The following is a 25,689-nucleotide window of genomic DNA, read 5'->3' on the forward strand; positions in this document are numbered from 1 at the left end:
GGCCTAGGCGCAAACATCAGGGACGACGCGCCGGTTTTTTCAAAAAAATAAAAAATGGTCCGCATGGCTAGACAGCCTGTGCGGACCAAGATATTAAACACTAAAAATTTTTACGAAGATGAAAATTAGTCTCGCAGCCATTCAAAAAGCGCCATCAGAACTAGGCATCGAAAGAAAGGGAAAATTCTCTGAAAGTCTGCTTTCTGCTCTAGAAATAACCGTCAAAAAACGCACGGCATTCTTGAGACAATTCGCTCTTTGGCCGTGCTAACGTAGGGCATCACATGATACCCAAGACTAAAACTACTGTCTTTCATCGCGGTCACGACTCTCTATTGGTTCTTCTTCTTGCGTTCAACTTATTGCTGCTGGTCGGGCTATGGGTGGGCATACATATCTATACCGAGAACGAACGCGTCGCGGCACTCCATAGCGCCAGCAGCGATATGGACACCCTCGCCCGGGGCTATGAACAATATACGTTACGCACCCTTCATCACGACGACGAGGTAGTGAAGTATCTGAAATTTCAGTACGAAAGCAATAACGGCATGATTGATTTACCGGACTTTATTGAACGCGGTTTGTTGTCATCCGATTTGCTGATTCTGGCCTCTATCGCCAACGAAAAAGGTGATCTGGTGGCGACGACCAAGACCGGGCCGTTTCAGACAGTCAACTTGCGCGACCGTGAGCATTTCAAGGTGCATATCGCCAACGACTCGCAAAAAATGTTTATCAGCAAACCTGTCATGGGCCGCGTTTCCAATAAAGAAACCTTGCAGATGAGCCGTCGCCTGAATTATGCGAACGGATCGTTTCGAGGCGTAGTGGTGCTTTCCGCAGACCCCGCCTCTTTCACCGACTTTTACAATAAAGCGGATTTTGGCGCGCAAGGCATGGTCAGTTTATTAGGCGCTGATGGCACCTATCGCGCCATTCGCGTCGGGGAGACCGCAAAAAGAAATGTCACGGTCAATTTTGCCAATACGTTGGCGCTCTATACTGCCGCGCACAAAACCGATAGCCCCGTCGTGATCAACGCCATTGATGACATCCCCCGGATTTCTGCATTTCGGCAACTCGACGAATATCCGTTAAGCGTCAGTGTTGGCATCTCGGTCGACGACGTGCTGCGGGACGTCAATCTTGCTGCAGTGACTCACTATCGTTGGGCTGTTGGGGCCAGCTGTCTGATCATTGGTTTTATGATAGTCACCGGCCTGCTTGCGTTTAAGCTGAAAAACCATCAGGCGCAAATGGAATACCTGGCTGGCCATGATCCGCTGACACAGTTGCCTAATCGATTGCTATTTTTGCGCCACCTGCAAAATGAGATCAATTACGCACAAAATAAAAAAAGCGGGACTGGCGTACTGTTTATCGATCTGGATAATTTTAAAAATATTAACGATAGTCTTGGCCACGAAACGGGCGATAAATTGTTATGCGCAGTGGCCGAACGTCTGCAATCGGCGGTGCGTAATTCAGATAGCGTTTTCCGATTGGGCGGTGACGAATTTACCGTGATACTGAATAATTTCACCGATGATAAAGTGGCTGTATTGGCGAGCAATCGCATCATCACAGCGATGGAAAAACCATTTTCAATCAATGGAAAATCTCTGTCAATTGGCGCCAGCGTGGGGATTAGCCGACACCCTTTAGACGGCACCACAACGACCGAACTGCTACAACATGCAGACATCGCGATGTATCAGGCCAAGACCGAAGAAAAAGGCGCTTATCGCTTCTTTTCCGCACGCTTAGGCACCGAGATGGCAGAACGATTGGCGCTTGAACAGTCGATCCGCGAGGGAATCTCTCGTCAAGAATTCTTTTTAACTTATCAACCAAAGATTGATTTAATGTCGGAACGCGTCGTGGGATTCGAGGCGCTTATGCGCTGGCAGCATCCGTTAAAAGGGATTGTATTGCCTTCCGAATTTATTCCCGCCGCCGAAGCAACCGGACTGATATTGCCATTAGGTCGACGCGCGTTAGAAATGGCTTGCGAGCAGATGCAACGATGGCAAACGGCAGGATTGGGCTGGATTCCCGTCGCGGTTAACGTCTCAGCCCGCCAATTTAACAGCAGCCATCTTATCCAGGACGTTGTGGCGGCGTTAGAAAACCATGGCGTGCCCCCGTCCATATTGGAAGTGGAACTGACAGAAAGTCTGGTCATGAACGACCCGATAGCGGCAGAAGCCATTCTGATGAAACTGCGCGCCATCGGTATCAAGGTATCGATAGACGACTTTGGTGCGGGACATTCATCGCTGGCATCGTTGATGCATTACTCGGTAGATTGTCTGAAAATCGATCGCGCATTTATCCAAAGCGGTGCAACCGAAATTATTCGCACCGTAATTTCATTAGCCAAAAGTTTTCATTTGCAAGTCATCGCGGAAGGTGTCGAAACAGCCGCGCAACGGGATATGCTAAGAGCGCTTTCTTGCGAAATTGTGCAAGGCTATTTTTACAGCATGCCGGTCCGGGCTGAGGAAGTACCGGCGCTGCTGACAAGATTTCTGAGTGAAGATATTTTTAAATTCGGCCACGTAAAATCGGCAACGCCGATCGTATAAATGCGGATTGGCGCGTCTAAAACGACATGGATAATGCTGCCTTTAAACGGCGACATTATGCCAGCTGAATCACTGAAGAAATGATGTTTTTTTAAGCGGATGATGCTATTTAATGCGCTGCTTTTCCAGCTTGCGCGCCAACGTGCGCCGATGCATGCCCAGACGCCGCGCGGCTTCGGAAATATTGAAATCGGTTTCCACTAATACTTCGTGAATACGTTCCCATTCAAGCGTTTTGATAGAGGTTGAACGGTTGGTCAATTCAACTTCGGCAATTCCGGCAACGTGACCGAAAGCGGCCTCGATATCGTCGGTATTGGAAGGCTTGGCGAGATACTGACAAGCCCCTAGTTTGATCGCCTCAACCGCTGTGGCGAGACTAGCGAAACCGGTCAGCACCACAATCAACATCGCCGGATCATGTTTGTGCAGCATCTGAACGCACGCCAGCCCGGAAGTATTGCTGTTTAATTTAAGATCCACCACTGCATAGCCCGGTGAATGCTGACGCAACAGTGCGCTGGCCGCATCCAGATTTTCTGCGAGCAATACCGTATAGCCACGCCGTTCAAATGAGCGCCCCAGCGTGCGTGCGAAAGTGGCATCGTCTTCGATGATGAGTAACAGACGATTTGCAGGGTGATTGGGCGACTCTGGCAAGTGATCAGCCGACATGATCATTGTCTCCATCAACGCTTATTTCCTCTAGACTGATCGCTGCCAGCGGCAGTGTAAGTAGCACCGCAGCACCGCCCTCCTCCCGATTACGTGCCGACACTGCGCCGCCTAATTTACGGGCGACATTGACGACAAAAAACAAGCCCAATCCGCTGCCGGGGCGTCCCTTGCTGGACTGATACGGTTTGCCTATATGCGCCAACATTGATGGCACAAAACCCGGGCCATTGTCGGTGACAAGCAACACCAGTGCATCGGCTTCGCGTGTCACTTCCAGCCGCACCCACAGCGGCGACGCTTCCAGCGCATTGTCGAGTACGTTGTAAATCATCTGTTTAAGGGCTGAGTCGAACACGACCGGGATATCCCACATAATCCGATTTTCATACTCAAATGCGACGATCGATCGGGATGAGCGCCAATCTTGCGCCAGATCATTGAGAAAGGTATTAATCGTGGTCTTCACCGAGGATTCGCCCCGCGCCTCGCCGGCCGAAAGCAGGATGCCGCTGACGATCGATTTGCAGCGCTGTAACTGGGCCTGCATTTCACCAATTTCTTCTTGCAACTCGTTATTCTGGCTGAATTCCGGCATCCGTCGCCAGTCGCCCAAAATCACCGATAAAGTGGATAACGGCGTGCCCAGTTCATGCGCCGCGCCGGATGCTAACAGCCCCATCCGGACGATATGATCTTCTTCGGCGGCGCGCTGGCGCAAGTGCGCAAGTTGCGCATCACCGGCGCGCAGATTATTGCCAATGCGCTTGATGAAAAACACCAATAAAGCGGCATTCAGGCCGAAGCAAATAAGCATGCCATCGACATACAAACTGGATAAACCATTGCCATGATCATGCGGTATCGCCAGCGGTTTCGAAAACAAAGAAAGCCCGGCCAGGCAGCTATTGGTGATGGCAACGATGGTCCAGGTCGACCAGGCTTCTAGCAGCACAGCGCTCAGAATGACCTGCAATAAATAGAGAAATACGAAAGGATTTGCGGTGCCGCCACTGAGATATAACTGGGCAGTCAACGTACCGACATCCACCAAAAGCGCCAGAAAAAGCTCACTGTTTGCCACTTCGGGACGTTCATGCCATCGCAACTGACTGGCGAGATTAAACGCGATCAGGCAAGCCAACACCTCTAGCATATGCGGTAGCGGAAGCGGGATATCGAAGCCCAGCATGACAACCGAGATCGTGGTGATTTGTCCGATCACCGCGATCCAGCGCAGTTGAATCAGCTGCATCATGTTTTCGCGACCGGCCGCATTTTCAAAACGCTTGCCGCGCTTACCCGGTTTCTCGCTGGCATAGCTTAACGCAATGAAGCCATCATCTTTGGCTTCGTCTGTCTGTGCAGACATTTCAATTTTGCTTGGCATCTTCACTTTCGTGGTTCGCTATCTTCGACCTTTGCCCTCACCGGATGCGCGTTGGAATCGACTGTCGCAGGATGCTAGCTACGACGTTGAAAAAATTATGCAGTATTACTGTTGGTTTTTCTGTCATCGCCGGGCTTGTCATTCTGTATGCGGCGTTCCTCACGCAGAATCCAAAAACCAGCACCGCCCAGCATCAATGCCAGAGCATACCAAGTAAGTGCATAGACCAAGTGATTGTTGTGAAAAGCGATGACGGTTAAACCGCCGACGGGTTGATCTTTGGCGCTGTCCGCAGCAGTTTCTGTCGACGCAGCTTGTTTCGTTGCATCTGCATCCACAAAATAAGGCGCAACCAACGGCAGATTACGCGCCGCTGCAATGGCTTGTACATCGCGAGAATACCAGCGATTCCCGATTGGATCGTTGTGACGCAAAAAAGCGCCGCCCGGCTCGGTCATGCGCAACAACCCGGACACGACTGCGATGTCTGTCGGGGTAGAAATATTCTGCGTATCAGGAGAAACCTGAGGTCGCCAGTCACCGGCTTTGGCGGGCACAAAACCACGATTGATCAGTACCACGCTGCCATCGGCAGTGCGCAGCGGCGTTAGCAGCCAGAAGCCGCTACCAAGTTCGGTGACGGCTTGCACCCGAACGGTAAGTGGATAAAGAAATGTTCCTGCTACGCGCACATGTCGGTATTCGTCGGCATCGGCAGTGACTTGCGACCAACGCTCCCGCGTTGGGGCTGCGATAGCCGGCGCATGGACACGTTCTGACACCCGCGCAATCAGATCAAGCTTCCATTGCAAGCGCTTAAGCTGCCATGTACCCAGTCCGATAAAGACCGCAACAATCAGTCCCGCACAAATAATCAACGTGCGCCGCACTGCTGCCGAACGAAAACGCGGCGCAACTTCTTGCGAAGTTGACGCCGCGTTATCGCCCGCAGGCCGGCTGCGAGGCGTGGGGATCATGGCATCTTATGCATGCTGTTCATGTCGTGCATTTTAGGCATTTGTGGGGTTTCCCGGATTTCGTGCCTGTTTTGCATTTGCTGGATCGATTCCGGCGTTGCCTCTTGCATCTGATCAGGCGTCATGCCGGGCATCATGTTGTGATTCAGGTGATACATCACCCACAACGATCCGCTTAACATAATGACTACCAGCATTATCGTAAAGATCAGCGCCAGCATCGACCAGCCGCCTTCGGACTTGGTGTTCATGTGCAAGAAATAAATCATATGCACAACGACTTGCACGGCAGCAAGGGCAAGTACGACCAGCGCGGTGGTACTCGATTTTTCAAAGACTTTTCCCAGCACAATCCAGAACGGAATTGCGGTAAGAATGACGGCTAGCAAGAAGCCGGTGGTGTAGCTTTTCAGCGTGCCGTGGTCTGCGCCGCCATGGTCGTCATGATGGCCGTGACCATCTGCCACAACGCGCGCCGGGTGTTCGTGATGGCCGCTCATGGCAATACTCCCATCAGGTAGACAAAGGTGAAGACGCCGATCCAGACGACGTCAAGAAAGTGCCAGAACATCGACAAGCACATCAAGCGCCGACGATTTTCAGGGCTAAGACCGTGCCGACCGACTTGAAACATCAACGTGATCAGCCAGACGATACCGAAACTGACGTGCAGTCCGTGGGTGCCCACTAACGCAAAGAACGATGTCAGGAAACCGCTGCGTTGCGGTCCGGCACCTTCATGGATCAAATGCACAAACTCGTACAATTCAAATCCGATAAAGCAGGCACCGAGGATTCCCGTTACAGCCAGCCAGATGAGCGTGGCGCGTTGACGGTCGCGTTGCATTTCCAGCATCGCAAACCCGTAGGTAATCGATGACAGCAGCAATAAGCCGGTATTCACCGCCACCAGCGGCAAATCAAACAGCTCGGCGCCGGTTGGACCACCTGCATAGTTGCGGCCCAGCACGGCATACGTTGCAAACAGGCAAGCGAAGATCAGGCAATCGCTCATCAGATACAACCAGAATCCGAGCAGCGTACCGTTCTCGGGATGATGCTCCGTCACGTAATAACGCGCGCTCGGATCAGCGCTCATGGCGCCAGCAGAAGAAGTGGATATCTCAGACATAGCTTTCCAGCAAACGTGTGCGCTCACCCTCGGTACGGACGACGTCGTCCGCCGGGATGTAGTATTCGCGGTTGTAGTTGAAGGTGTGAATGATGACGGCAGTCAGCATCGCCACAAATCCGACGATCGCCACTAACCACATTTGCCAGATAAGCGCAAAACCACAGACCGCGCTGAGGGCAGCGATGATAAAGCCAGCGCCAGTGTTCTTCGGCATATGGATCTCTTTAAAGCCTTTTTGTGGCCGGACGTAGTTATTGGCCTTCATGTCTGCCCAGGCGTCGTTGTCATAAACTTGCGGCGTAAAGGCAAAGTTATAAGCCGGTGGCGGCGACGAAGTCGACCACTCCAGCGTACGACCACCCCATGGATCGCCGGTGGTATCACGCAACGCATCGCGACGACGATAGCTGACAACCAGTTGGATCAGGAAAGAGCCAATGCCAAGCGCGATCAAGACTGCGCCAAAGGCGGCGATCTGGAACCAGATTTGCAATGACGGATCTTCAAAATGGCTAAGACGTCGCGTCACGCCCATCAAACCGAGTACATACAGCGGCATGAACGCAACGTAGAAACCAATTGTCCAGAACCAGAATGAGCATTTGCCCCAGAAAGAATCGAGCTTGTAGCCAAATGCTTTCGGGAACCAGAAGTTAATCCCGGCAAACATACCGAAGACCACGCCGCCGATAATCACGTTATGGAAATGGGCAATCAGGAACAAACTGTTATGCAACACGAAGTCGGCCGATGGCACCGCCAACAGAACGCCGGTCATACCGCCGATAACAAAAGTGATCATGAAGCCGATGGTCCACAGCATTGGCACTTCGAAGCGGATACGGCCCCGATACATTGTAAATAACCAGTTGAAAATCTTGGCACCGGTCGGGATCGAAATAATCATCGTCGTGATCCCGAAGAAGGAATTGACGCTGGCACCGGAACCCATGGTGAAGAAGTGATGCAACCAGACCAGATAAGACAGAATCGTGATAACCACGGTGGCGTAGACCATCGATGTATAACCGAACAGGCGCTTGCTGCAAAACGTTGAGACGACTTCAGAGAAGACACCAAAGCATGGCAGAATCAAAATGTAGACTTCAGGATGGCCCCAAATCCAGATCAGATTGACGTACATCATGGCGTTGCCGCCCATATCGGTGCTGAAGAAATTTGTACCGAACACACGATCCAGCGCCAGCATGCCGAGTACAGCAGTCAATACCGGGAAAGCAGCGACGATCAGGACGTTGGTGCATAACGCAGTCCATGTAAAGATCGGCATTTTCATCATGTTCATGCCGGGGGCGCGCATCTTGACGATGGTGGCGATCAGGTTAATCCCCGACAGCAGCGTCCCGACCCCGGCAATCTGTAACGCCCATATATAGTAATCGACCCCCACATCCGGACTGGACAAAATGCCTGACAGTGGCGGATAAGCCAACCAGCCGGTACGGGCGAACTCACCAACGAACAACGACGCCATGACCAGCATGCCACCGAAAGTGGTCATCCAGAAACTGAAGTTATTCAGAAAAGGGAAAGCAACGTCGCGTGCACCGATTTGCAGCGGCACGACATAGTTCATCAGTCCGGTCACCAGAGGCATGGCGACGAAGAAAATCATGATCACGCCATGCGCGGTAAAGATCTGATCGTAATGGTGTGGCGGCAGGAACCCGGCGTTATCACCGAAGGCCATCGCTTGCTGCATCCGCATCATCAGCGCATCCGCAAAGCCGCGCAGCAACATGACGATCCCGAGAACGACGTACATAATCCCGATGCGTTTGTGATCGATGCTGGTAAACCAGTCGCGCCACAATGTTCCCCAGACGCGGTAATACGTCAACGCTGCAAGCAAGGCAAACCCGCCGATGCCGACCACGATAAAGGTCGCTAGCAGGATAGGCTCGTGGTAAGGAATCGCTTCCCAGGTGAGACGACCGAAGATCAGCTTCGTCAGATTAATATGGTCTAGCATCGTTACTTTCCGAGGAAAAAGGGAAACGCGGCGCACATGCCAGCGCCGATGGCAAAAGCGCGACGCGCTGCCGGGACTTCTTGCACAGTTCTCTGCATGGTTTTACTCATGCTTTGCAGGCTGACCGACTTTTACATTCGTATCGGTCATCATCAATTTGTCCATACAGGCCTGCGCGGGATCGACACACCGATTAACGATTGCATGGTAAAGATCCGCGTCCACGCTGCCGTAATGACGCACCGGCTCGCGCTGACTAGGCTTCTCTAACTGTACGTATTCAGCCCGTTTTAATGCACCGCCGCCGGTTTTGGTGGCTTGCACCCAGCGTTCGAAGTTTTCAGGCGTCATGCCGTGGAACTTGAAACGCATGTCCGAAAATCCTGCACCGCTATAGTTGGCGGAGAAACCTTCGAACTCGCCAGGGCGATTAATGACCGCATTGAGCGAAGTCTGCATGCCCGGCATCGCATAGATTTGCCCAGCCAGTGCAGGAATATAGAACGAATTCATCACCGAAGACGCCGTGATCTTGAAGTGGATCGGCACGTCAATCGGCGCGGCCAGTTCATTCACTGTGGCAATGCCCAGATCGGGATAAATAAACAGCCATTTCCAGTCCAGCGCCACGACTTCGACCGTCATCGGCTTGGTGCCAGCAGGAATAGGACGCTGTGCATCGAGTCGGGATAGTGGGCGGTACGGGTCAAGCGTATGGGTGCTGATCCAGGTGATCAGGCCTAGCGCGATGATGATGAGAAGCGGTGCGCCCCAAATCACCAGCTCAAGCTGGGTCGAGTGATCCCAGTCCGGCTCGTAGGCGGCAGCAGTGTTATTTTTTCGATAGCGCCATGCGAATACGATGATCAACACAATCACCGGAATGATGATCAAAAGCATCAACAATGTCGAGACGACGATCAAATGACCTTGCTGGTCCGCGATGTCACCAGAAGGATGCATCACGACCATGTTGCAGCCTGCCAACAAAGCAGCGGGTAACAGGGTCAGGCCGAGGATCAGTCCACGACGAATTTTCTGGGAAACCATGTAGGAAAGTTCCAATCCAAGCCGTAAAATCATGCTAATGTACCTCGACTGGTGCGCGTTGGCGATTGGACGTTTTGTCCTACCCTTACAACGACATTTGGGATGAGCTGACGCGTTTTGTGGCGTATTCATCGACCGAAACCCATTTTGAGAAATGACGATTATGACCTCCATTCACATCCAGCATAGCGAACATTCCGCCAATTTCCCATCGCCGTCAACCGGCAATGATGCGCGGTCATCGACGTCGACCAAATCTGATCATCCGGCGATCGCGCCGGGAGAGATTGCCATCGGGGTCGTGATTGGTCGCGCTTCGGAATATTTCGACTTCTTCGTCTATGCGATCGCCTCGGTCCTGGTGTTTCCGTCGGTTTTCTTCCCTTTTGAGTCACGACTGGAAGGCACGTTATACGCCTTTGTGATTTTCTCTTTTGCGTTTCTGGCGCGGCCTTTTGGCACCGTTGCTTTCATGGCAATTCAGCGATATTTCGGGCGCGAGGTCAAACTGACGGCGGCGCTGTTCATGCTAGGGATTTCTACCGCCGGGATTGCTTTTCTTCCAACTTTTGAGCATCTGGGCTTTGCCTCCGTTGTTTTACTGTCACTGTTGCGCATCGGGCAAGGGATAGCGTTAGGCGGCACGTGGGACGGTCTGCCGTCATTGCTGGCCCTGAATGCCCCTGCTAATCGACGCGGTTGGTATGCAATGCTGGGTCAATTAGGCGCGCCGGTGGGTTTCATGATCGCGGGCGGACTATTCGCCTATCTGATCGCCAACCTCAGCACCGAAGATTTCCTCGATTGGGGCTGGCGCTATCCCTTCTATTGCGCGTTTGCGATTAACGTCGTCGCTCTGTTCGCACGCTTGCGCTTAGTATCTACCAAGGAATACGCGCATTTGCTGGATGAGAAAGAATTAGAGCCGACTAACGTAGCCGAAATGACCAAGTCGCAAGGGTCCAACGTGTTGATCGGCGCTTTGGCGGCATTGGCCAGTTACGCTTTATTCCATCTGGTGACAGTGTTTCCGTTGTCGTGGATTACGCTTTATTCGACTCGCTCACTAAGTGGCTTTTTAGTCTTGCAGGTGATCGGCGCGGCGCTGATGGCCGTGGGGGTGATCTCATCGGGTTTAATCGCTGACCGTTTTGGTCGCCGCACCACTTTGGGTGCCCTCGCGTTGCTTATCGCCGTACTGAGTGGCTTTGTCCCGACACTAATGGATGGCGGCGAGCTTGGACAAAACATCTTCATTCTGGTCGGTTTCAGCTTGCTGGGATTGTCTTACGGTCAGGCTGCTGGCGCGGTTACAGCAAATTTCTCCGCAAAATATCGCTACACTGGCGCGGCTTTGACCTCGGATCTGTCATGGCTGGTCGGCGCGGGCTTCGCACCACTAGTGGCGCTTGGTCTTTCTGCACATTTCGGTCTGGCGTATGTCAGCCTTTATTTGTTATCGGGCGCAGTGTGTTCGCTAGGGGCGCTGAGCCTTAATCGCAAGTTGGAGATTCGGGACTAATTAGTCTGCTGGCCAATTGTCGGTATAAAAAAATTCGGGTTGCACGTCTGACGTGCAACCCGAAAACGTTTTAAGCGACCGTTATTTCACCCTTTTTAGTTAAAACAAGGGAAGACCATCATTCCCATGTCGATCGCCAGTTTGCGCTCAAACCGGGGGCGTGCTGATGAAAACCGGTAGCTGCTCAGCATAATCAGAAAACGACCGCACCTCGGGATAAGCTATCTCTGCAACAACATCCGGCACCATCATTTGCGTAAATTGCCATGCAACCGCAACCGTCACGCTAGCCTGTCCAAGCTGGCTTACATCGCGTGATAAAGGTGCGGCTGATAGCTCCGCCTCAAGCGCCGCGTAAGCTGCCAGCAATTGCCCTCTCACCCGCTCCGTCCATGGTTCATGCTGTTTTTCAGGGGGCCGCAGCTTGCGTTCATACACAATCTGCACGGACTTTTCACACGCTGCCAATGCCAAACCGGTCAGCCGCAACGCACGCAGACGTTCATTGGCGGGTTCAGGCGTTAACGTCAGGCCGGCGTCCGCAAGAGTCGCGACATATTCCAGAATCAAGCTGGAATCCATCAAGGTCTGACCATCGTCGAGAACCAGCGTCGGCGCTTTTACTACCGGGTTTATCTTGCGAAAATCTTCAAAATTGCTAAAAACCGAAACGGGGTGGTGCTCGAAATCGAGTTTAAGTAATTTCAAGCAAATAGCCACGCGCCGGACATAAGGCGAATCCATCATTCCAATTAATTTCATATCACTCCCGTTAAAATTTCTGTGATTTAGCCAACACCATACTCAGTCAAAAATATCCGCGATTGATGTCAACTTACTGATCCGCATAGCAGCATAAGCGTTTCTCCCATAGGTGAAAAGCAACATAAATGAAAGCATCAATAGAAGATTTATTTGCAACGTTTTCCCCCTCCATTGACCGCAACTTGATAAAACGCCCTTGCATCAATTCGACATTTTGACTAATATGGAAACGTTGAAAATATTAAATGAAAACTTGATCAGTTCTTAGTAGATATAGCAACGGTTGGGAGGCTGCGCTTAGTGTTTCGCCTACGTAATCCCGCCCTTTGTTTTATACCCAGAAAAAAACACCACCAAATGTTAGTAAGCATTTTCTGCTGCGTTGTAAAAATCTAACCACTTAAACGAAGTTGTTATTAGAGAAGCAATATGCCTGCCCAATGCGAAGTGACCGATCGACGCGCCACTGCCAACTCCATGAATTTCTTTGAGCGTTACCTGACAATATGGGTGATGCTATGTATCGTTGCCGGTATTTCGCTAGGGCAGCTTTTCCCCGTTAGCGTTCAAACAATAGGCTCGTTAGAAATCGCCAAAGTCAATTTGCCGGTTGGCCTGCTGATCTGGGTGATGATCATTCCCATGCTGCTGAAAATCGATTTCGCCGCATGGAATCAAATCAAGGGACATGCCCGTGGGATTGGCGTCACTTTATTCATCAACTGGGCGGTCAAACCATTCTCGATGGCGCTGCTAGCCTGGGTATTTATTCGACATTGGTTCGCACCTTATTTGCCCGCCGAACAGCTGGATTCTTACGTAGCAGGATTAATTCTATTGGCTGCGGCTCCGTGCACCGCCATGGTATTCGTATGGAGTCGCCTGACTGGCGGCGATCCGTATTTCACGTTATCGCAAGTAGCAATGAATGACCTGATCATGGTGTTTGCCTTTGCGCCCCTGGTTGCACTATTGCTAGGCGTATCCAGCATCACCGTGCCGTGGGCAACATTGCTGACATCGGTAATCCTGTATATCGTGATTCCCGTGATCATCGCGCAACTCTGGCGCAGATCTCTGTTACGACGCGGACAAGCCAGCTTTGATAAAGCAGTGGAACGGATTCAGCCTTGGTCAATCTCGGCATTATTGCTGACCTTGGTGCTGCTGTTTGCATTTCAAGGCAATGCGATTATCGAGCAGCCGCTGGTCATCGCCCTATTGGCTATCCCGATCCTGATACAGGTCTTTTTCAACTCAGCGCTGGCCTATTGGCTCAATAAAATTGTCGGTGAAAAGCACGCAATCGCTTGCCCTTCGGCATTGATCGGCGCATCCAATTTTTTCGAGTTAGCAGTCGCCGCAGCGATCAGCCTGTTTGGCTTTAAATCCGGCGCAGCACTGGCAACCGTGGTTGGCGTGCTAATCGAAGTACCGGTCATGCTGTTGATTGTTGCAATCGTCAATCGAACACAGGGCTGGTATGAGGGCGTTGAGCGATGACATTCAAGATTCTTGATCTCACTAGCGCACACGCTCAGCCGCAGTTATGCTGAAACCATTCGGGCATTGAGCGACATCACCTTGCCAGCCGTAATTCTTTTTATTTATGTCAATCATCCTTGCTGGCAGATGGCCTGCAAACTTTCAGAAAGTTAGATCATGACCATAACGATTTATCACAATCCCCGCTGCGGCACTTCTCGCAACACATTGGCGTTAATACGTAACACGGGCGCCGAACCTGAAGTGATTGAATATTTAAAAAGCCCACCGACACTGGAAACACTCACAAAGCTTATTTCCGATGCCGGGCTCACGGTGCTGGAAGCCGTCCGCCAAAAAGAATCTTGCTACACGGAGCTTGGCCTGGATGCCGCAGATGTGACGGATGCCCAATTACTAGACGCCATGCTAGCAAACCCAATCCTGATCAACAGGCCGTTTGTCGCCACCCCAAACGGCACGCGTCTATGCCGCCCGTCCGAACTGGTGCTGGATATCCTGCCATTGCCACAAAAGGGAGCCTTCGCGAAAGAAGACGGCGAAATTGTCATCAACGCGGAGGGAAACCGTGTCACACCATCTGCTTAAACTACCCAACGTCGACGCAGAACTGTTTCGCAAGCCTGTCGCCGCTGATTTTGCTGGCGTAGCGCGATCAACGCACGCGCCGCGCTTTTTGCTGCTGTACGGCTCTTTACGTGAGAAATCCTATAGCCGACTTCTGACGACGGAAGCAGCCCGGCTGTTGGAGGCAATGGGCGGAGAGGTAAAAATATTCGATCCCCATGGCTTACCTTTGCCCGACGACGAACCCGACAGCCATCCCAAAGTGCAAGAACTGCGAGAGTTGGCGCAATGGGCTGAAGGTATGGTCTGGACCTCGCCCGAACGTCACGGTGCCATGACCGGCATCATGAAAGCGCAGATCGACTGGATTCCGTTGTCTATCGGTGCGGTGCGCCCGACGCAGGGTAAAACACTGGCCGTGATGGAAGTATCCGGCGGTTCGCAGTCATTCAATGCGGTGAATCAAATGCGCATATTGGGCCGATGGATGCGCATGATCACCATCCCAAACCAATCATCGGTTGCCAAGGCATTTCTGGAATTTGACGACGCGGGCAGGATGAAACCGTCTGCTTACTATGAGCGCGTAATTGATGTGATGGAAGAGCTGTTTAAATTTACCTTACTTACGCGTGATGTGTCCTCATTCCTGGTGGATCGTTACAGCGAACGCAAGGAAAACGCCGAAGAACTCAGCAAGCGCGTGAACCAGAAATCAATCTAGCTAAAGATGAATCGGGCTTGGTCGATCTTGCTTATTTGCAGATCAATCCGGCCTGTCCTTGGTGGCATAAATATTAACCCCACCAAGCGCTGCGCATCGATATTGGGCATAAGAACCCGCCACCGCAGCAACAATAAGGAGGGTCGCGATGACGCCCCAAAATCTCGCTTTCATATTCGCCCCTCCTTCCGAACGGCAAGAATGCGCACTCGCCCAATGCTGGAGAATTTCTCTCCACTCTATTTTTATAGAATAATAGATCCGATATACAACCAAGAAATATGACAAGTAATAATGGAAACTAAAAACGCGCTTTCTGCATTTGCCGCACTCGCCCAAGATTCGCGACTTGCCGTCTTCCGTCTGCTAGTCCAGGCCGGGCCATTGGGATTGGCGGCAAGCAAAATCGCTGAGCAATTAGGTATTCCGCCCTCGTCTTTATCATTTCACCTGAAAGAGCTCAGCCACGCAGATCTTGTAGTCCCACTTCAAAAGGGGCGATTCGTTATTTATAGTGTGAATTTCGACACGATGAACGCGTTGATGGCTTTTATGACGGAAAATTGCTGCGGCGGCGTTCCTTGCTCGCCAACACTTTTGTGTGCGGATGGATCTAAAGAAGTGGTGACTTGAAATCAGGGCAATATCAAGACTAAATGCAACTTTGGAGCGCGGTCAGCTACGCGGTAGAGTCAGCGTTGGAATGCTACGGCCTCGTGGTTTTAATGGCATCAATAACGCGTACCGACAAGAAAAAACGCCGCCTGTTTAAGAGCCGCGTTAATTTTTTGTCTACTACAAAAACATATTTCTTAGAACGGAATATCGTCATCCATATCCGAGAAATTCGGTGTCGGGCGCGATGCTGGCGCTTGTGCAGGACGTGAAGCAGGTGCCTGTGCCGGACGCGATGGCGCGTTGTTCGATTGACCCGATGGTGCGTTGCTGTAAGAAGAGCCGCCACCACTTTGACGTGCGTCGCCGCCATCGTAACCACCGTCATCCATGCCACTACCGCCGCCCTGACCTTGGCGACTGCCCAACATTTGCATGGAGTCGGCGATGATTTCGGTCGTGTAGCGTTCTACGCCTTCTTTGTCTTGCCATTTGCGCGTTTGCAGACGACCTTCTACGTAGACAGACGAACCCTTTTTCAGGTATTGACCGGCGATTTCAGCTAATTTGCGATAGAAAGTAATACGGTGCCATTCGGTCACTTCTTTCTTTTCGCCACTATTCTTGTCTTTCCAGCTTTCCGTAGTAGCAACGGCGATGTTGGTGACCGCTTCGCCGTTAGGCATGTAGCGGGTTTCCGGATCGCGGCCCAGATTGCCGACGATAATGACTTTATTGACCGACGCCATATATTTCTCCTAAATGTTAATTAACTGTATTTAATGTGTCACCGCGGAAGCTGGCTTACTTCGGCGCGGTAGATTTTTCATGCCGGATGCGATTATAAGCCAGACCAGAGTTGAAAGGCCGCCTAAAACGAAGACCGATGACGTCCCGACATGTTGTTTAAGTAAGCCGCCCAACGCTCCGCCACAGAACAAGCCCAGCGCCTGCAGCGTGTTATATACCCCGAGCGCTGCGCCTTTGGCTGCGGGCGGGGCGATACGTGATACCAGCGAAGGCTGGCTGGCTTCGAGCACGTTGAATGCGATAAAAAATGCCAGCAATAAGCCAACAAGCAACGGCCAATAAACGTTCGTTTGCGAGAACGCCAGCCACATACCGATCTGCACCGCCAGCAACAAACTAATTGCCGCGACAAAAACTTGCTTCATCTTGCCTTGTTTTTCACCGATAAAAACCGGCGGTAGCATCAGGATGAATGAGATCAGTACGACCGGTAAATAGATTTTCCAATGTTGTGTTACTGGCAAGTTGGCGTATTGCACTAATGCAGACGGCATCACGACGAACATTGCCATTTGCGTCAGATGTAAAGAAAATACACCGACATTAAGCCGCATCAACTCACCGTTACGCAGGATTTCAGACCAGGCGACCCGCTTGGCCTTCACCATCGGCGCATTCGGCACGACAAAAATAATCATGGCGATTGCTGCCAATGAAAGTACCCCGGTAATGGCAAAAATGCCGCCCATACCGACCCACTCATACAATAACGGCGACGCCACCATGGACAGCGCGAAGGTTAATCCGATCGAACCGCCGACCATCGCCATCGCTTTGGTACGGTGTTCTTCGCGCGTCGAATCGGCAATAAAAGCCGTGACAGCAGCGGAAATCGCGCCAGCGCCCTGCACTGCGCGGCCGATAATGACCCAATAAATATTTGGCGCAGCGGCGGCAATGAACGACCCCAGCGCAAATAGGATCAGGCCGATGATAATAATTTTCTTGCGGCCGTATTTATCGGAGGCAGCGCCAAACGGGATTTGCCCAAACGATTGCGCCAGCCCATAAATCCCCATGGCAAGACCGACTAATGTCGCACTTTCACCGCCGGGGAGAGTTTTGGCATACACCGAGAAGACCGGCAAAATCAAAAATAAACCCAACATCCGCAGCGCAAATATAGACGCTAGCGAAGCGCTGGAACGAATTTCGGCACGGGTCATGCGATTGCCGACGTCAGTGTCATCAGAAGCAACGGCGGTAGAAGATAACGAGCTGGTCATGTTGAATGTGGGGTCATGCCTTGCAATGAAGGCGGGTAAACGAAACTGAGCGAGCTAAGCGCGGGCATATTGAGACAAACTCAGGCAAACCTGGCAACACAGCAATGCGAGTTTGACGTCGATTTACGACGAAGATCGAAGCCCAATATAGTATCAGGGAATGAAACGAACATGACCTACATAGATATCAGGGTTGAGCGAAATTTGTCAGATGGCCATGCAAAAAAATTCAGCATTCATCTAAAACAGGGGGGTGCCTATGCATTGACATCGCTCTATGACATTTTGTCAGCTTATCCGGTAATAGGTGTAGGCAAGACCCTTCTATCACCCCACAAAGTAAAATTAGCTAAGGGCGAAAAAGGAAAATATGCATAGTCATATTTATGAAATCCAGCGACAACACTGGAATATGACGGCAACCAGAAATGGCCTTGCGCACGGCGGCGAAGACATCATTAGCGATCGGATTGCTCGCACACCAAATGTTATCGCAAAAGTACGTACACAGCGTCCCACAGATTTCCCTGAAACAATCGCCCGCTCGGTGTTTGCCGGAATGCAAGAAGCTGCGAACAAGCTAAAAATTAGTTCTGCCTATGTGCGATCGCCGTCGCCGCTTCCATCAACACTCCTAAGCAGAAACCGATCCAAAAAAATCAACTATATCTAAGCAATTACGCTCTCATTATGTAGAGTATTTTATGTAGAGAATGCCCATAAAGTGTGAACGCTTTTATCCTTTTTCCAACATGTGATCTAAAGCTAACTCCGCTAAGCTCATTTTTCATTTAAGGCGGCGTCTTCCCTGCTTTCTCCGCTTCCGCATAAATCTGGACCGCGACAGATAATCAGACCAAACTCGAAAATCCGTACCCTGATATAGTGTCAGGTTGTGCCATTTTGGCGGTCGCATGATCGCCAGGCTTAGTATTTAAGCAACGCCGATTGAAGATATGCATGGATGCCGAAAACTGACATCTAATAAATGCAAATTGCCTCCTTATTACGCATAGAGCGGTAATAAAGGACAAGTAAGCTGCAATTTCCAACACAAACCATCGCCGTAGAAAATCTACGCAGAAAGCTGTTCATGGAAGAGATTCGCATCCGGGGTGCACGTACGCATAACCTCAAAAACATCAATCTGGATTTGCCGCGTAATAAACTGATCGTGATTACCGGGCTATCTGGCTCGGGCAAATCCTCGCTGGCTTTCGACACGCTGTACGCGGAAGGTCAGCGTCGCTACGTTGAGTCGCTGTCTTCCTATGCGCGCCAGTTTTTGCAGTTAATGGAAAAGCCGGATGTCGATTTGATCGAAGGTCTGTCGCCGGCGATCTCTATCGAACAAAAAGCTACTTCGCATAACCCGCGCTCCACCGTCGGCACGGTCACCGAAATCCACGATTATTTGCGTTTGCTGTACGCGCGTGTGGGCACGCCGTATTGCCCCGATCACCCGGAAAAACCGTTGGCTGCGCAATCTGTTTCTCAAATGGTGGACGCGGTATTGGCGATGCCGGATGAGACCAAATTAATGATTCTGGCACCGGTGGTGGCCAATCGAAAAGGCGAGCACGTCGATCTGTTTGAAAGTATGCAGGCGCAAGGTTTTGTCCGTTTCCGTATTCAAAGCGGGACCGGGAATGGGCGCATTTATGAAGTCGATGATTTGCCTAAGTTGAAGAAAACTGAAAAGCACACTATCGACGTTGTGATTGATCGCGTGAAGGTCAAGGAAGATATCAAACAACGTCTGGCGGAAAGTTTCGAGACCGCATTGCGTCTGGCCGAAGGTCGTGCGATTGCGCTGGAAATGGACGGCGGCACGGAGCATATGTTTTCGAATAAATTCGCCTGTCCGACTTGCGGTTATTCGTTGCAAGAATTGGAGCCGCGGTTATTTTCGTTTAACAATCCGATGGGCGCTTGCCCTGAATGCGATGGCCTTGGCCATATCGAATTTTTCGATCCAAAACGTATCGTTGCTTTCCCGAATTTGTCGCTCGCTAGCGGCGCAGTAAAAGGCTGGGATCGACGTAATCAGTTTTACTTTCAGATGCTGTCGAATCTGGCCGCGCATTACGAATTCGATCTCGATATGCCGTTTGAAAAACTGCCGGAAAAAGCCCAGCAAGTTGTGCTGTACGGCTCTGGTCGCGAGACGATTCCGTTCACGTATATCAATGAGCGTGGCAAGGCTGTCATCAAAGATCACACCTTTGAAGGCGTGGTCAATAATCTACAACGCCGTTATCGCGAAACTGATTCAATGGCCGTAAAAGAAGAACTGGCGAAGTTCATCAACGAGAAAGAATGTCCATCCTGCCACGGTGCCCGTTTGCGCATCGAGGCGCGCTTCGTCAAAGTTGGCAATGGCAAGCAAGAGCGCGCTATTTACGAGGTCGCCGCAACGCCTTTGCGTGAGACATTGCACTTCTTTGAGAAGCTGAAACTGACCGGAGCGAAAAAAGAAATCGCTGACCGCATCATCAAAGAAATTATCTCGCGCCTGACTTTTCTGAACAATGTCGGTCTGGATTATTTGTCGCTGGAACGCAGCGCCGATACGCTATCTGGCGGCGAGGCGCAACGTATTCGTCTGGCGTCGCAAATCGGCTCGGGTCTGACTGGCGTGATGTATGTGCTGGATGAGCCATCCATCGGCTTGCATCAGCGCGACAACGATCGCTTGATTGAAACGCTACGTCATCTGCGCGATATCGGGAATAGTGTGCTGGTGGTTGAGCATGATGAAGACGCGATTCGTACTGCCGATTACGTAGTCGATATGGGGCTGGGCGCGGGTGTGCACGGCGGTGAAATTATCGCGCAAGGCACGCTGGCAGAAATCCTCAAAAGCAAAAAATCGCTCACCGCTAAATACTTGAACGGTACACTTAAAATCGCCGTTCCGAAGAAGCGTACCGCTCCTAATCCGGACAAGCAATTCATCATCTATGGCGCTAGCGGAAACAACCTGAAAAACGTTACGATGAAATTGCCAGTCGGCTTGCTGACTTGCGTTACTGGCGTTTCTGGCTCGGGCAAATCAACGCTGGTTAACGATACGTTATATCACGCGGCATCGCGGCATTTGTATGGCTCGCAAGCGGAACCAGCGGCGCACGATGCGATCAGCGGACTGGAGCATTTCGATAAAGTTATTTCGGTTGATCAGGCACCGATTGGCCGTACGCCGCGCTCCAACCCGGCGACGTACACAGGCTTATTCACGCCGATTCGCGATTTATTTTCGGGCGTGCCGATGGCGAAAGAGCGCGGCTACAATGCAGGACGTTTTTCGTTTAACGTCAAAGGCGGACGCTGCGAAGCCTGTCAGGGCGACGGCGTGATCAAGGTTGAAATGCATTTCTTGCCAGACGTGTACGTGCCGTGCGATGTCTGTCATGGCAAGCGCTATAACCGCGAAACACTGGAAGTCCAATACAAGGGAAAAAACATCACGCAGGTGTTGGCAATGACGGTCGAAGAAGCGCATGAATTCTTCAAACCGGTGCCGGTGATTGCAAGAAAATTGCAGACGCTGCTGGATGTTGGTCTAGGTTATATTCGCCTCGGCCAAAGTGCGACGACGTTGTCTGGCGGCGAGGCGCAGCGGGTTAAATTATCGCTGGAATTATCGAAGCGCGACACTGGCCGCACGCTGTATATTCTCGATGAGCCAACTACAGGGCTGCATTTCCACGATATCGATTTGCTGCTGAAAGTGATTCATCGGCTGCGTGATCAGGGCAACACTGTCGTCATCATTGAACACAATCTGGATGTGATTAAAACCGCCGACTGGCTGGTTGATCTGGGTCCTGAAGGTGGCGCTGGTGGCGGCTTGATTATTGCGACGGGGACGCCGGAAGATGTCGCGCAAAATCCGAATAGCGTGACCGGAAAATATCTGGCGCCATTGCTCGAAAGCGTGAATAATAAACCGCAGAAATTGCAGAAAACAGGTTAAAAAAGATGGGCTGAACGGCCCATCTTTTCTCTCTTTTTTTAGCGCTAATCTTTCACCTAGGAACGTCGTGATGAACAGTAAGACTCCACTTTCTGCAGCGCAGATTGCGGCATTTGAAACCGATGGCTATTTGTTGTTGCCAGGGCTAGTATCGACCGCGGAATGTGCGCAGATGGTCGCCATCACTAACAAGCATTTGCAAGACGCGGTTGCGCCGCTGGAATATGAATCGGAGGTCGGCTACGCTGGCGCACCGACCTCGCTAGACAGCCTTGGCGGGCGCACGGCACGGCGCTTACGCGATGCCTACCATCGCGACGCGTCGTATCGTCAATGGGCCGTTAATCCGGTGCTGGTGGCGATGCTGACGCAAGTACTGGATGAGCCGGTCTGCCTGACGTTGGCACATCATAATTGCGTGATGACCAAGCATCCACATTTCGGCACGGCGACTGGCTGGCATCGTGATATTCGTTACTGGTCATTTGCGCGTAACGAGCTGATTTCGGTATGGCTGGCATTAGATAGCGAGACCGAAAACAATGGCGGCCTGCGGTTTATTCCCGGTTCGCATCGCTTCGCTATACAACCGTCGCAAATGGACGATCTTGATTTCCTGCGGCCTGACGTTGCTGAAAATCAAGCGCTTTTTGCGCAAGGTATTGCGCTGAATTTAAATCCAGGCGATGTCGTGTTTTTTCATAGCGGCTTATTCCACGCAGCTGGTCGCAACAATAGTCCATCCATTAAAGAGTCAGTGGTGTTCGCCTATCACGGCGTCAGCAATCCACCGCTTCCCGGTAGTCGTTCTGCCTCCGCAGAAGATATCTTCCTTGATAACTAAATCGCAGAAACGTTATTACTCAGCGGTGTCCGCTAACGGCAATCCATGATTGGCTGAAGCGCTAGCCGTTGTATTTTCTGGATTTGACTGGATAAAGGCATCCACCACGTCTAAAACCGGGGCCAAACCGCGCAACGGACGCGAAATAGCACCAACCAAAGTGGCGTGACTGACGTGCTCAAAATATTGCTCTTTCACAGGCACGTGCGCGGTGCGCAACGCTGCTGCCAAACCGCCGGTATTGCGCTCCGGATTGACCAAATTATCTTTCGTCGCGGCGAGTAATAATGTTGGCGGCGCAAGCGATGTCACGTGATTGATTGGTTGGGAGTCGACCGGTGAGTTGGGGTAGAAAAATACTGGTCGTACACCACGATTTTCAATCGGCAGAAAATCATACGGGCCCGCCAGACCGATAAAGCCGCGAAAAACCGCCGGCGTTAAATTTACCTCTGCCAGCCAGCGTGGATCAAGCGCCAACATTGCCGCATTGTAAGCACCGGAACTATGGCCCATCACGTATAACCGATGCGGATCGCCGCCATATTTTGCAACTTCTCGCACAGTCCACGCGGCAGCTTTCGCGCCGTCTTCCAGGAAGGCAGGATAACGGACTTCCGGATAAAGTCGATAGTCGGCGATGACGGCGACAATGCCGCGGGAAGCAAGCGCCTCACCCACAAAAGCATAATCGCCGCGTTCACCGCTACTCCAGCTGCCGCCGTAGAAAAACAGCACGACAGGGGCCGGGGAATGTAAATTTTTAGGCGTATAAACGTCCAATTCATTGCGCGGATTGGCACCATAGATGATGTCGGCGGTCTTGTTATAAGTGCTGCTGGTGGTGACTGCGTTAATGGCCGTCAGCGGCGAGCACGCAACCGTTGCCGTTAAGGCCAACACCAGCACGACACATGTCAGCGCAATTTTTGAAAAAAGAACCATTGTCCAACTCCCGAAAGCGTCATCACATCACACAGCTGTGCATTAAGCTTTATATACGACGAACAAGTCAGAGCAGATTCAAAAAGAGTCAAAAATATAACAAAACAAACGGTGATCCTTTGCGATCAGCCACTAAATAGGCGCTCTTCCGCCTTCGCAATGCCTTCTGCCGCACCCCGCAAAATGACAATATCGCCGCCTTGCAACACTGTCTGCGGACTAATATCAATACGCCCTCTGCCGCGCCGGACGCTGCTGACTTCTGCCCCAATTTTGGTTAAATCCAGCGCGGCCAGTGACTTGCCGATCGCCTTCGCGCCGTCTGGCAACGTGACCGAATGCAAACGCTCTTGCAAATAATCTTCAATGTCACTTGTATCGCCAGCGCCGTGGAAATAGCCCCGCAATGAGGCGTACCGTTCATCGCGCGAAGCTTGCACGCGATGGACTACGCGTCGCAACGGCACGCCCAGCATGACCAATGCGTGCGACGCCAGCATTAGGCTGCCTTCTAGCGCCTCGGGCACGACTTCGGCTGCACCTGCGGCACGCAATTTATCCAGATCGGTGTCGTCATAGCTGCGCACGATGACCGGCAATGATGGCGCCAATTCATGAACATGGTGCAGCACCCGTAACGCCGAGGGCGTGCTGGCGTAGGTGATCACCAACGCTGCGGCCCGATGTATACCTGCGGCTACCAGACTTTCGCGACGCGAAGCATCGCCATACGAAACCTGCGCCCCACCAGCCCGTGCCTCAATGACGCGGTCAGGATCGAGATCAAGAGCGTGGTAACTAATGCCCTCCTCTTCCAGCAAGGTCGCCAGACTTTGTCCGCTGCGGCCAAACCCAGCGATGATGACGTGTTTCTGCGTCGCCATTGTGCGCGTTGCCAATTGCGTCAATTGCAACGATTGCATCATCCATTCGTTGGCAGAGAGCTTCATGACGATGGCGTCTGCGTTATTCAAAATAAACGGCGCTGCCAGCATCGAAAGCACCATCGATGCCAAAATTAACTGGATCAACAAAGGATCCATCAAATGCAAGCCGCCCGCCTGACTCAACAGAACAAAGCCAAATTCCCCCGCTTGTGCGAGCGCCAAACCGGTCCGCAACGCGACACCGGTAGAAGAGCCGAAAATTTTTGCCAGCGCTGCAATCAGGACGAATTTCAAGAAGACCGGACCCGCCAGCAGTAGCAAAACTAGCCACCAGTGCTCAATAACCAGACGGACGTTTAGCAGCATCCCGATGGTGATAAAAAACAGACCAAGCAAGACATCGCGGAATGATTTGATGTCTTCTTCTACCTGATGTTTGTATTCAGTTTCTGAAATCAGCATGCCTGCGATGAACGCGCCCAGCGCCAGCGAGAGACCGGCGCGTTCGGTAATCCAGGCGGCGCCTAGCGTTATCAGCAGCAAGTTAAGCATGAACAACTCTTGCGAACGGCGCCGGACCACAATTTGGAACCAGCCACGCATGAGTTTTTGTCCGAGGAATAGCAGCAGCACTAAAACGACGACTGCCTTAGCGCTGGCCCAACCGAGCGTCGCCACCAGGTTGCCGGAATCCTTTGCCAGCGCGGGAACAATGATCAGCAACGGCACCAACGCCAGATCCTGAAATAGCAAAATGCCAATAATGCGACGACCGTGTTCGCTCTCCAGTTCCAGCCGTTCGGTCAATAGCTTCGAGACGATGGCGGTTGAAGACATTGTCAAGGCCGCACCGAGGGCAAACGCTGCTTGCCAGCTAATGTTGGTGAGTTGCGGCAACAGGTAAGCGACCAGCCAGCCGAACAGCATCGCCGCGCCTATCGTCAACAATACCTGCGCCATGCCTAGTCCAAATACGATACGGCGCATCGCCGATAATTTGGAGAGCGAAAACTCAAGGCCAATCGAAAACATCAAAAACACGACGCCAAATTCGGCTAACGCATGCGTCGTTGCGTTGTCTTCAGCAAACCCAAGCGCGTAGGGACCAATCACAATCCCCACCGTCAGATAGCCCAGCATGGGCGGCAGGTGGAGCATGCGAAAAGCCACGACGCCGAGCACCGCGGACCCGAGTAACAAAATAGTGAGTTCTAATCCAGAAAGCATTTGCGTTCAATTCGTAGTTAATCCACAACAACGTGCGGTTTTGCGACATGACTTCCAACGCTTGGTTTCTTAGATTGGTGGCGCGGTGCTGCAAAAGTTCACAGCAAAAAATCCCTGCTCCACCTCGGATTTTGCGGGTTTTTTGATCAATAGTGGGACTATTTAACCGAAAATTCAGTGAAATATTGCCTAAGCCACCGCTTTCGCCATCTTCTGCCTGATCGGCTCCGCCCTAAATAAGGGCATGCCCGCTTTGCCATA

23 protein-coding genes are annotated in these 25,689 nt (G+C 51.7%); 10 read left to right on the forward strand and 13 right to left on the reverse strand.

Annotated features, from left to right (window positions below):
• The first annotated feature begins 284 nt into the window (after window positions 1-284).
• Window positions 285-2,591: an EAL domain-containing protein gene (locus C7W93_RS16745; RefSeq protein WP_108441417.1), complete on the forward strand. Its 2,307-nt coding sequence runs from the start codon at window positions 285-287 to the stop codon at window positions 2,589-2,591.
• Window positions 2,592-2,696: 105 nt separating this feature from the next.
• Here C7W93_RS16745 and C7W93_RS16750 read toward each other — a convergent pair whose 3' ends face one another.
• The 7 genes from C7W93_RS16750 to cyoA form a co-directional block, all read right to left on the reverse strand.
• Window positions 2,697-3,266, reverse strand: coding sequence for a response regulator transcription factor (locus C7W93_RS16750; RefSeq protein WP_108441418.1), 570 nt, complete (start codon window positions 3,264-3,266; stop codon window positions 2,697-2,699).
• Window positions 3,256-4,638 (reverse strand): ATP-binding protein, encoded by a 1,383-nt coding sequence (locus tag C7W93_RS16755; protein ID WP_108442183.1) that lies wholly within the window; start codon window positions 4,636-4,638, stop codon window positions 3,256-3,258. Before C7W93_RS16755 ends, C7W93_RS16750 begins: the two co-directional genes overlap by 11 nt.
• A 113-nt stretch (window positions 4,639-4,751) precedes the next feature.
• Window positions 4,752-5,633, reverse strand: coding sequence for an SURF1 family protein (locus C7W93_RS16760; RefSeq protein ID WP_108441419.1), 882 nt, complete (start codon window positions 5,631-5,633; stop codon window positions 4,752-4,754).
• Entirely contained in the window at window positions 5,630-6,133 is a 504-nt protein-coding gene (cyoD, locus tag C7W93_RS16765) for a cytochrome o ubiquinol oxidase subunit IV (protein ID WP_108441420.1), read from the reverse strand. The genes C7W93_RS16760 and cyoD overlap by 4 nt, the downstream gene beginning before the upstream one ends.
• Window positions 6,130-6,765: a cytochrome o ubiquinol oxidase subunit III gene (gene cyoC, locus C7W93_RS16770; protein WP_108441421.1), complete on the reverse strand. Its 636-nt coding sequence runs from the start codon at window positions 6,763-6,765 to the stop codon at window positions 6,130-6,132. The genes cyoD and cyoC overlap by 4 nt, the downstream gene beginning before the upstream one ends.
• Window positions 6,758-8,761 (reverse strand): cytochrome o ubiquinol oxidase subunit I, encoded by a 2,004-nt coding sequence (gene cyoB, locus C7W93_RS16775; protein WP_108441422.1) that lies wholly within the window; start codon window positions 8,759-8,761, stop codon window positions 6,758-6,760. Before cyoB ends, cyoC begins: the two co-directional genes overlap by 8 nt.
• A gap of 102 nt (window positions 8,762-8,863) precedes the next feature.
• Window positions 8,864-9,811, reverse strand: coding sequence for a ubiquinol oxidase subunit II (cyoA, locus tag C7W93_RS16780; RefSeq protein WP_108441423.1), 948 nt, complete (start codon window positions 9,809-9,811; stop codon window positions 8,864-8,866).
• A gap of 163 nt (window positions 9,812-9,974) precedes the next feature.
• On the opposite strand from cyoA, the gene C7W93_RS16785 reads away from it, so the two are divergent.
• Entirely contained in the window at window positions 9,975-11,333 is a 1,359-nt protein-coding gene (locus C7W93_RS16785) for an MFS transporter (RefSeq protein WP_108442184.1), read from the forward strand.
• A gap of 147 nt (window positions 11,334-11,480) precedes the next feature.
• Here C7W93_RS16785 and C7W93_RS16790 read toward each other — a convergent pair whose 3' ends face one another.
• Complete coding sequence (locus tag C7W93_RS16790; protein WP_108441424.1) at window positions 11,481-12,095, reverse strand: glutathione S-transferase; 615 nt, start codon at window positions 12,093-12,095, stop codon at window positions 11,481-11,483.
• Between the two features lie 432 nt (window positions 12,096-12,527).
• Here C7W93_RS16790 and arsB point away from each other — a divergent pair, with 432 nt between their 5' ends.
• The 3 genes from arsB to arsH all read left to right on the forward strand — a co-directional run bounded on the left by arsB (window position 12,528) and on the right by arsH (window position 14,895).
• Window positions 12,528-13,601 carry an ACR3 family arsenite efflux transporter gene (gene arsB / locus C7W93_RS16795; RefSeq protein ID WP_108441425.1) on the forward strand — a complete coding sequence of 358 codons (1,074 nt, stop codon included), beginning with the start codon at window positions 12,528-12,530 and terminating at the stop codon, window positions 13,599-13,601.
• Window positions 13,602-13,760: 159 nt separating this feature from the next.
• Window positions 13,761-14,192: an arsenate reductase (glutaredoxin) gene (arsC, locus tag C7W93_RS16800; RefSeq protein WP_108441426.1), complete on the forward strand. Its 432-nt coding sequence runs from the start codon at window positions 13,761-13,763 to the stop codon at window positions 14,190-14,192.
• Complete coding sequence (gene arsH / locus C7W93_RS16805) at window positions 14,173-14,895, forward strand: arsenical resistance protein ArsH (protein ID WP_108441427.1); 723 nt, start codon at window positions 14,173-14,175, stop codon at window positions 14,893-14,895. The genes arsC and arsH overlap by 20 nt, the downstream gene beginning before the upstream one ends.
• 42 nt (window positions 14,896-14,937) lie before the next feature.
• Here the strand turns inward: arsH and C7W93_RS25300 are convergent, their stop codons facing one another.
• The gene (locus tag C7W93_RS25300) at window positions 14,938-15,069 is read right to left on the reverse strand and encodes a hypothetical protein (protein WP_255419195.1); all 132 of its coding nucleotides are present in this window, start codon (window positions 15,067-15,069) and stop codon (window positions 14,938-14,940) included.
• A 120-nt stretch (window positions 15,070-15,189) separates the two neighbouring features.
• On the opposite strand from C7W93_RS25300, the gene C7W93_RS16810 reads away from it, so the two are divergent.
• Window positions 15,190-15,528 (forward strand): helix-turn-helix transcriptional regulator, encoded by a 339-nt coding sequence (locus C7W93_RS16810; RefSeq protein ID WP_108441428.1) that lies wholly within the window; start codon window positions 15,190-15,192, stop codon window positions 15,526-15,528.
• A gap of 179 nt (window positions 15,529-15,707) precedes the next feature.
• Here the strand turns inward: C7W93_RS16810 and ssb are convergent, their stop codons facing one another.
• Together ssb and C7W93_RS16820 are read right to left on the reverse strand one after the other, a co-directional pair.
• Window positions 15,708-16,259 carry a single-stranded DNA-binding protein gene (gene ssb / locus C7W93_RS16815; protein ID WP_108441429.1) on the reverse strand — a complete coding sequence of 184 codons (552 nt, stop codon included), beginning with the start codon at window positions 16,257-16,259 and terminating at the stop codon, window positions 15,708-15,710.
• Between the two features lie 30 nt (window positions 16,260-16,289).
• Window positions 16,290-17,486 (reverse strand): MFS transporter, encoded by a 1,197-nt coding sequence (locus C7W93_RS16820; RefSeq protein WP_201747311.1) that lies wholly within the window; start codon window positions 17,484-17,486, stop codon window positions 16,290-16,292.
• Between the two features lie 231 nt (window positions 17,487-17,717).
• On the opposite strand from C7W93_RS16820, the gene C7W93_RS16825 reads away from it, so the two are divergent.
• The 4 genes from C7W93_RS16825 to C7W93_RS16840 all read left to right on the forward strand — a co-directional run bounded on the left by C7W93_RS16825 (window position 17,718) and on the right by C7W93_RS16840 (window position 22,369).
• Window positions 17,718-17,924 carry a hypothetical protein gene (locus C7W93_RS16825; protein ID WP_108441431.1) on the forward strand — a complete coding sequence of 69 codons (207 nt, stop codon included), beginning with the start codon at window positions 17,718-17,720 and terminating at the stop codon, window positions 17,922-17,924.
• On the forward strand, window positions 17,917-18,219 hold the full coding sequence (locus tag C7W93_RS16830; RefSeq protein ID WP_108441432.1) for a hypothetical protein: 303 nt from the start codon (window positions 17,917-17,919) through the stop codon (window positions 18,217-18,219). The genes C7W93_RS16825 and C7W93_RS16830 overlap by 8 nt, the downstream gene beginning before the upstream one ends.
• Before the next feature lie 420 nt (window positions 18,220-18,639).
• Window positions 18,640-21,525 carry an excinuclease ABC subunit UvrA gene (uvrA, locus tag C7W93_RS16835; protein WP_108441433.1) on the forward strand — a complete coding sequence of 962 codons (2,886 nt, stop codon included), beginning with the start codon at window positions 18,640-18,642 and terminating at the stop codon, window positions 21,523-21,525.
• A gap of 70 nt (window positions 21,526-21,595) precedes the next feature.
• Window positions 21,596-22,369 carry a phytanoyl-CoA dioxygenase family protein gene (locus tag C7W93_RS16840; RefSeq protein WP_108441434.1) on the forward strand — a complete coding sequence of 258 codons (774 nt, stop codon included), beginning with the start codon at window positions 21,596-21,598 and terminating at the stop codon, window positions 22,367-22,369.
• 15 nt (window positions 22,370-22,384) lie between these two features.
• On the opposite strand, the gene C7W93_RS16845 is transcribed toward C7W93_RS16840, so the two are convergent.
• Together C7W93_RS16845 and C7W93_RS16850 are read right to left on the reverse strand one after the other, a co-directional pair.
• Window positions 22,385-23,314, reverse strand: coding sequence for an alpha/beta hydrolase (locus C7W93_RS16845; RefSeq protein ID WP_108441435.1), 930 nt, complete (start codon window positions 23,312-23,314; stop codon window positions 22,385-22,387).
• 125 nt (window positions 23,315-23,439) lie between these two features.
• Entirely contained in the window at window positions 23,440-25,428 is a 1,989-nt protein-coding gene (locus C7W93_RS16850) for a monovalent cation:proton antiporter family protein (protein ID WP_108441436.1), read from the reverse strand.
• Between the last annotated feature and the right edge of the window lie 261 nt (window positions 25,429-25,689).

This window comes from Glaciimonas sp. PCH181, assembly GCF_003056055.1.
Lineage (GTDB): Bacteria > Pseudomonadota > Gammaproteobacteria > Burkholderiales > Burkholderiaceae_D > Glaciimonas.

Coding starts and splice junctions, on each gene's coding strand:
- cyoD (WP_108441420.1), bottom strand. CDS start 6,133: ATGAGCGGCCATCACGAACACCCGGCGCGCGTTGTGGCAGATGGTCAC.
- C7W93_RS16750 (WP_108441418.1), bottom strand. CDS start 3,266: ATGTCGGCTGATCACTTGCCAGAGTCGCCCAATCACCCTGCAAATCGT.
- C7W93_RS16845 (WP_108441435.1), bottom strand. CDS start 23,314: ATGGTTCTTTTTTCAAAAATTGCGCTGACATGTGTCGTGCTGGTGTTG.
- ssb (WP_108441429.1), bottom strand. CDS start 16,259: ATGGCGTCGGTCAATAAAGTCATTATCGTCGGCAATCTGGGCCGCGAT.
- C7W93_RS25300 (WP_255419195.1), bottom strand. CDS start 15,069: ATGAAAGCGAGATTTTGGGGCGTCATCGCGACCCTCCTTATTGTTGCT.
- C7W93_RS16850 (WP_108441436.1), bottom strand. CDS start 25,428: ATGCTTTCTGGATTAGAACTCACTATTTTGTTACTCGGGTCCGCGGTG.
- C7W93_RS16810 (WP_108441428.1), top strand. CDS start 15,190: ATGGAAACTAAAAACGCGCTTTCTGCATTTGCCGCACTCGCCCAAGAT.
- cyoA (WP_108441423.1), bottom strand. CDS start 9,811: ATGGTTTCCCAGAAAATTCGTCGTGGACTGATCCTCGGCCTGACCCTG.
- C7W93_RS16830 (WP_108441432.1), top strand. CDS start 17,917: ATGCATAGTCATATTTATGAAATCCAGCGACAACACTGGAATATGACG.
- C7W93_RS16785 (WP_108442184.1), top strand. CDS start 9,975: ATGACCTCCATTCACATCCAGCATAGCGAACATTCCGCCAATTTCCCA.
- C7W93_RS16790 (WP_108441424.1), bottom strand. CDS start 12,095: ATGAAATTAATTGGAATGATGGATTCGCCTTATGTCCGGCGCGTGGCT.
- C7W93_RS16825 (WP_108441431.1), top strand. CDS start 17,718: ATGACCTACATAGATATCAGGGTTGAGCGAAATTTGTCAGATGGCCAT.
- arsB (WP_108441425.1), top strand. CDS start 12,528: ATGCCTGCCCAATGCGAAGTGACCGATCGACGCGCCACTGCCAACTCC.
- C7W93_RS16755 (WP_108442183.1), bottom strand. CDS start 4,638: ATGTCTGCACAGACAGACGAAGCCAAAGATGATGGCTTCATTGCGTTA.
- arsC (WP_108441426.1), top strand. CDS start 13,761: ATGACCATAACGATTTATCACAATCCCCGCTGCGGCACTTCTCGCAAC.
- cyoC (WP_108441421.1), bottom strand. CDS start 6,765: ATGTCTGAGATATCCACTTCTTCTGCTGGCGCCATGAGCGCTGATCCG.
- uvrA (WP_108441433.1), top strand. CDS start 18,640: ATGGAAGAGATTCGCATCCGGGGTGCACGTACGCATAACCTCAAAAAC.
- C7W93_RS16745 (WP_108441417.1), top strand. CDS start 285: ATGATACCCAAGACTAAAACTACTGTCTTTCATCGCGGTCACGACTCT.
- cyoB (WP_108441422.1), bottom strand. CDS start 8,761: ATGCTAGACCATATTAATCTGACGAAGCTGATCTTCGGTCGTCTCACC.
- C7W93_RS16820 (WP_201747311.1), bottom strand. CDS start 17,486: ATGACCCGTGCCGAAATTCGTTCCAGCGCTTCGCTAGCGTCTATATTT.
- C7W93_RS16760 (WP_108441419.1), bottom strand. CDS start 5,633: ATGATCCCCACGCCTCGCAGCCGGCCTGCGGGCGATAACGCGGCGTCA.
- C7W93_RS16840 (WP_108441434.1), top strand. CDS start 21,596: ATGAACAGTAAGACTCCACTTTCTGCAGCGCAGATTGCGGCATTTGAA.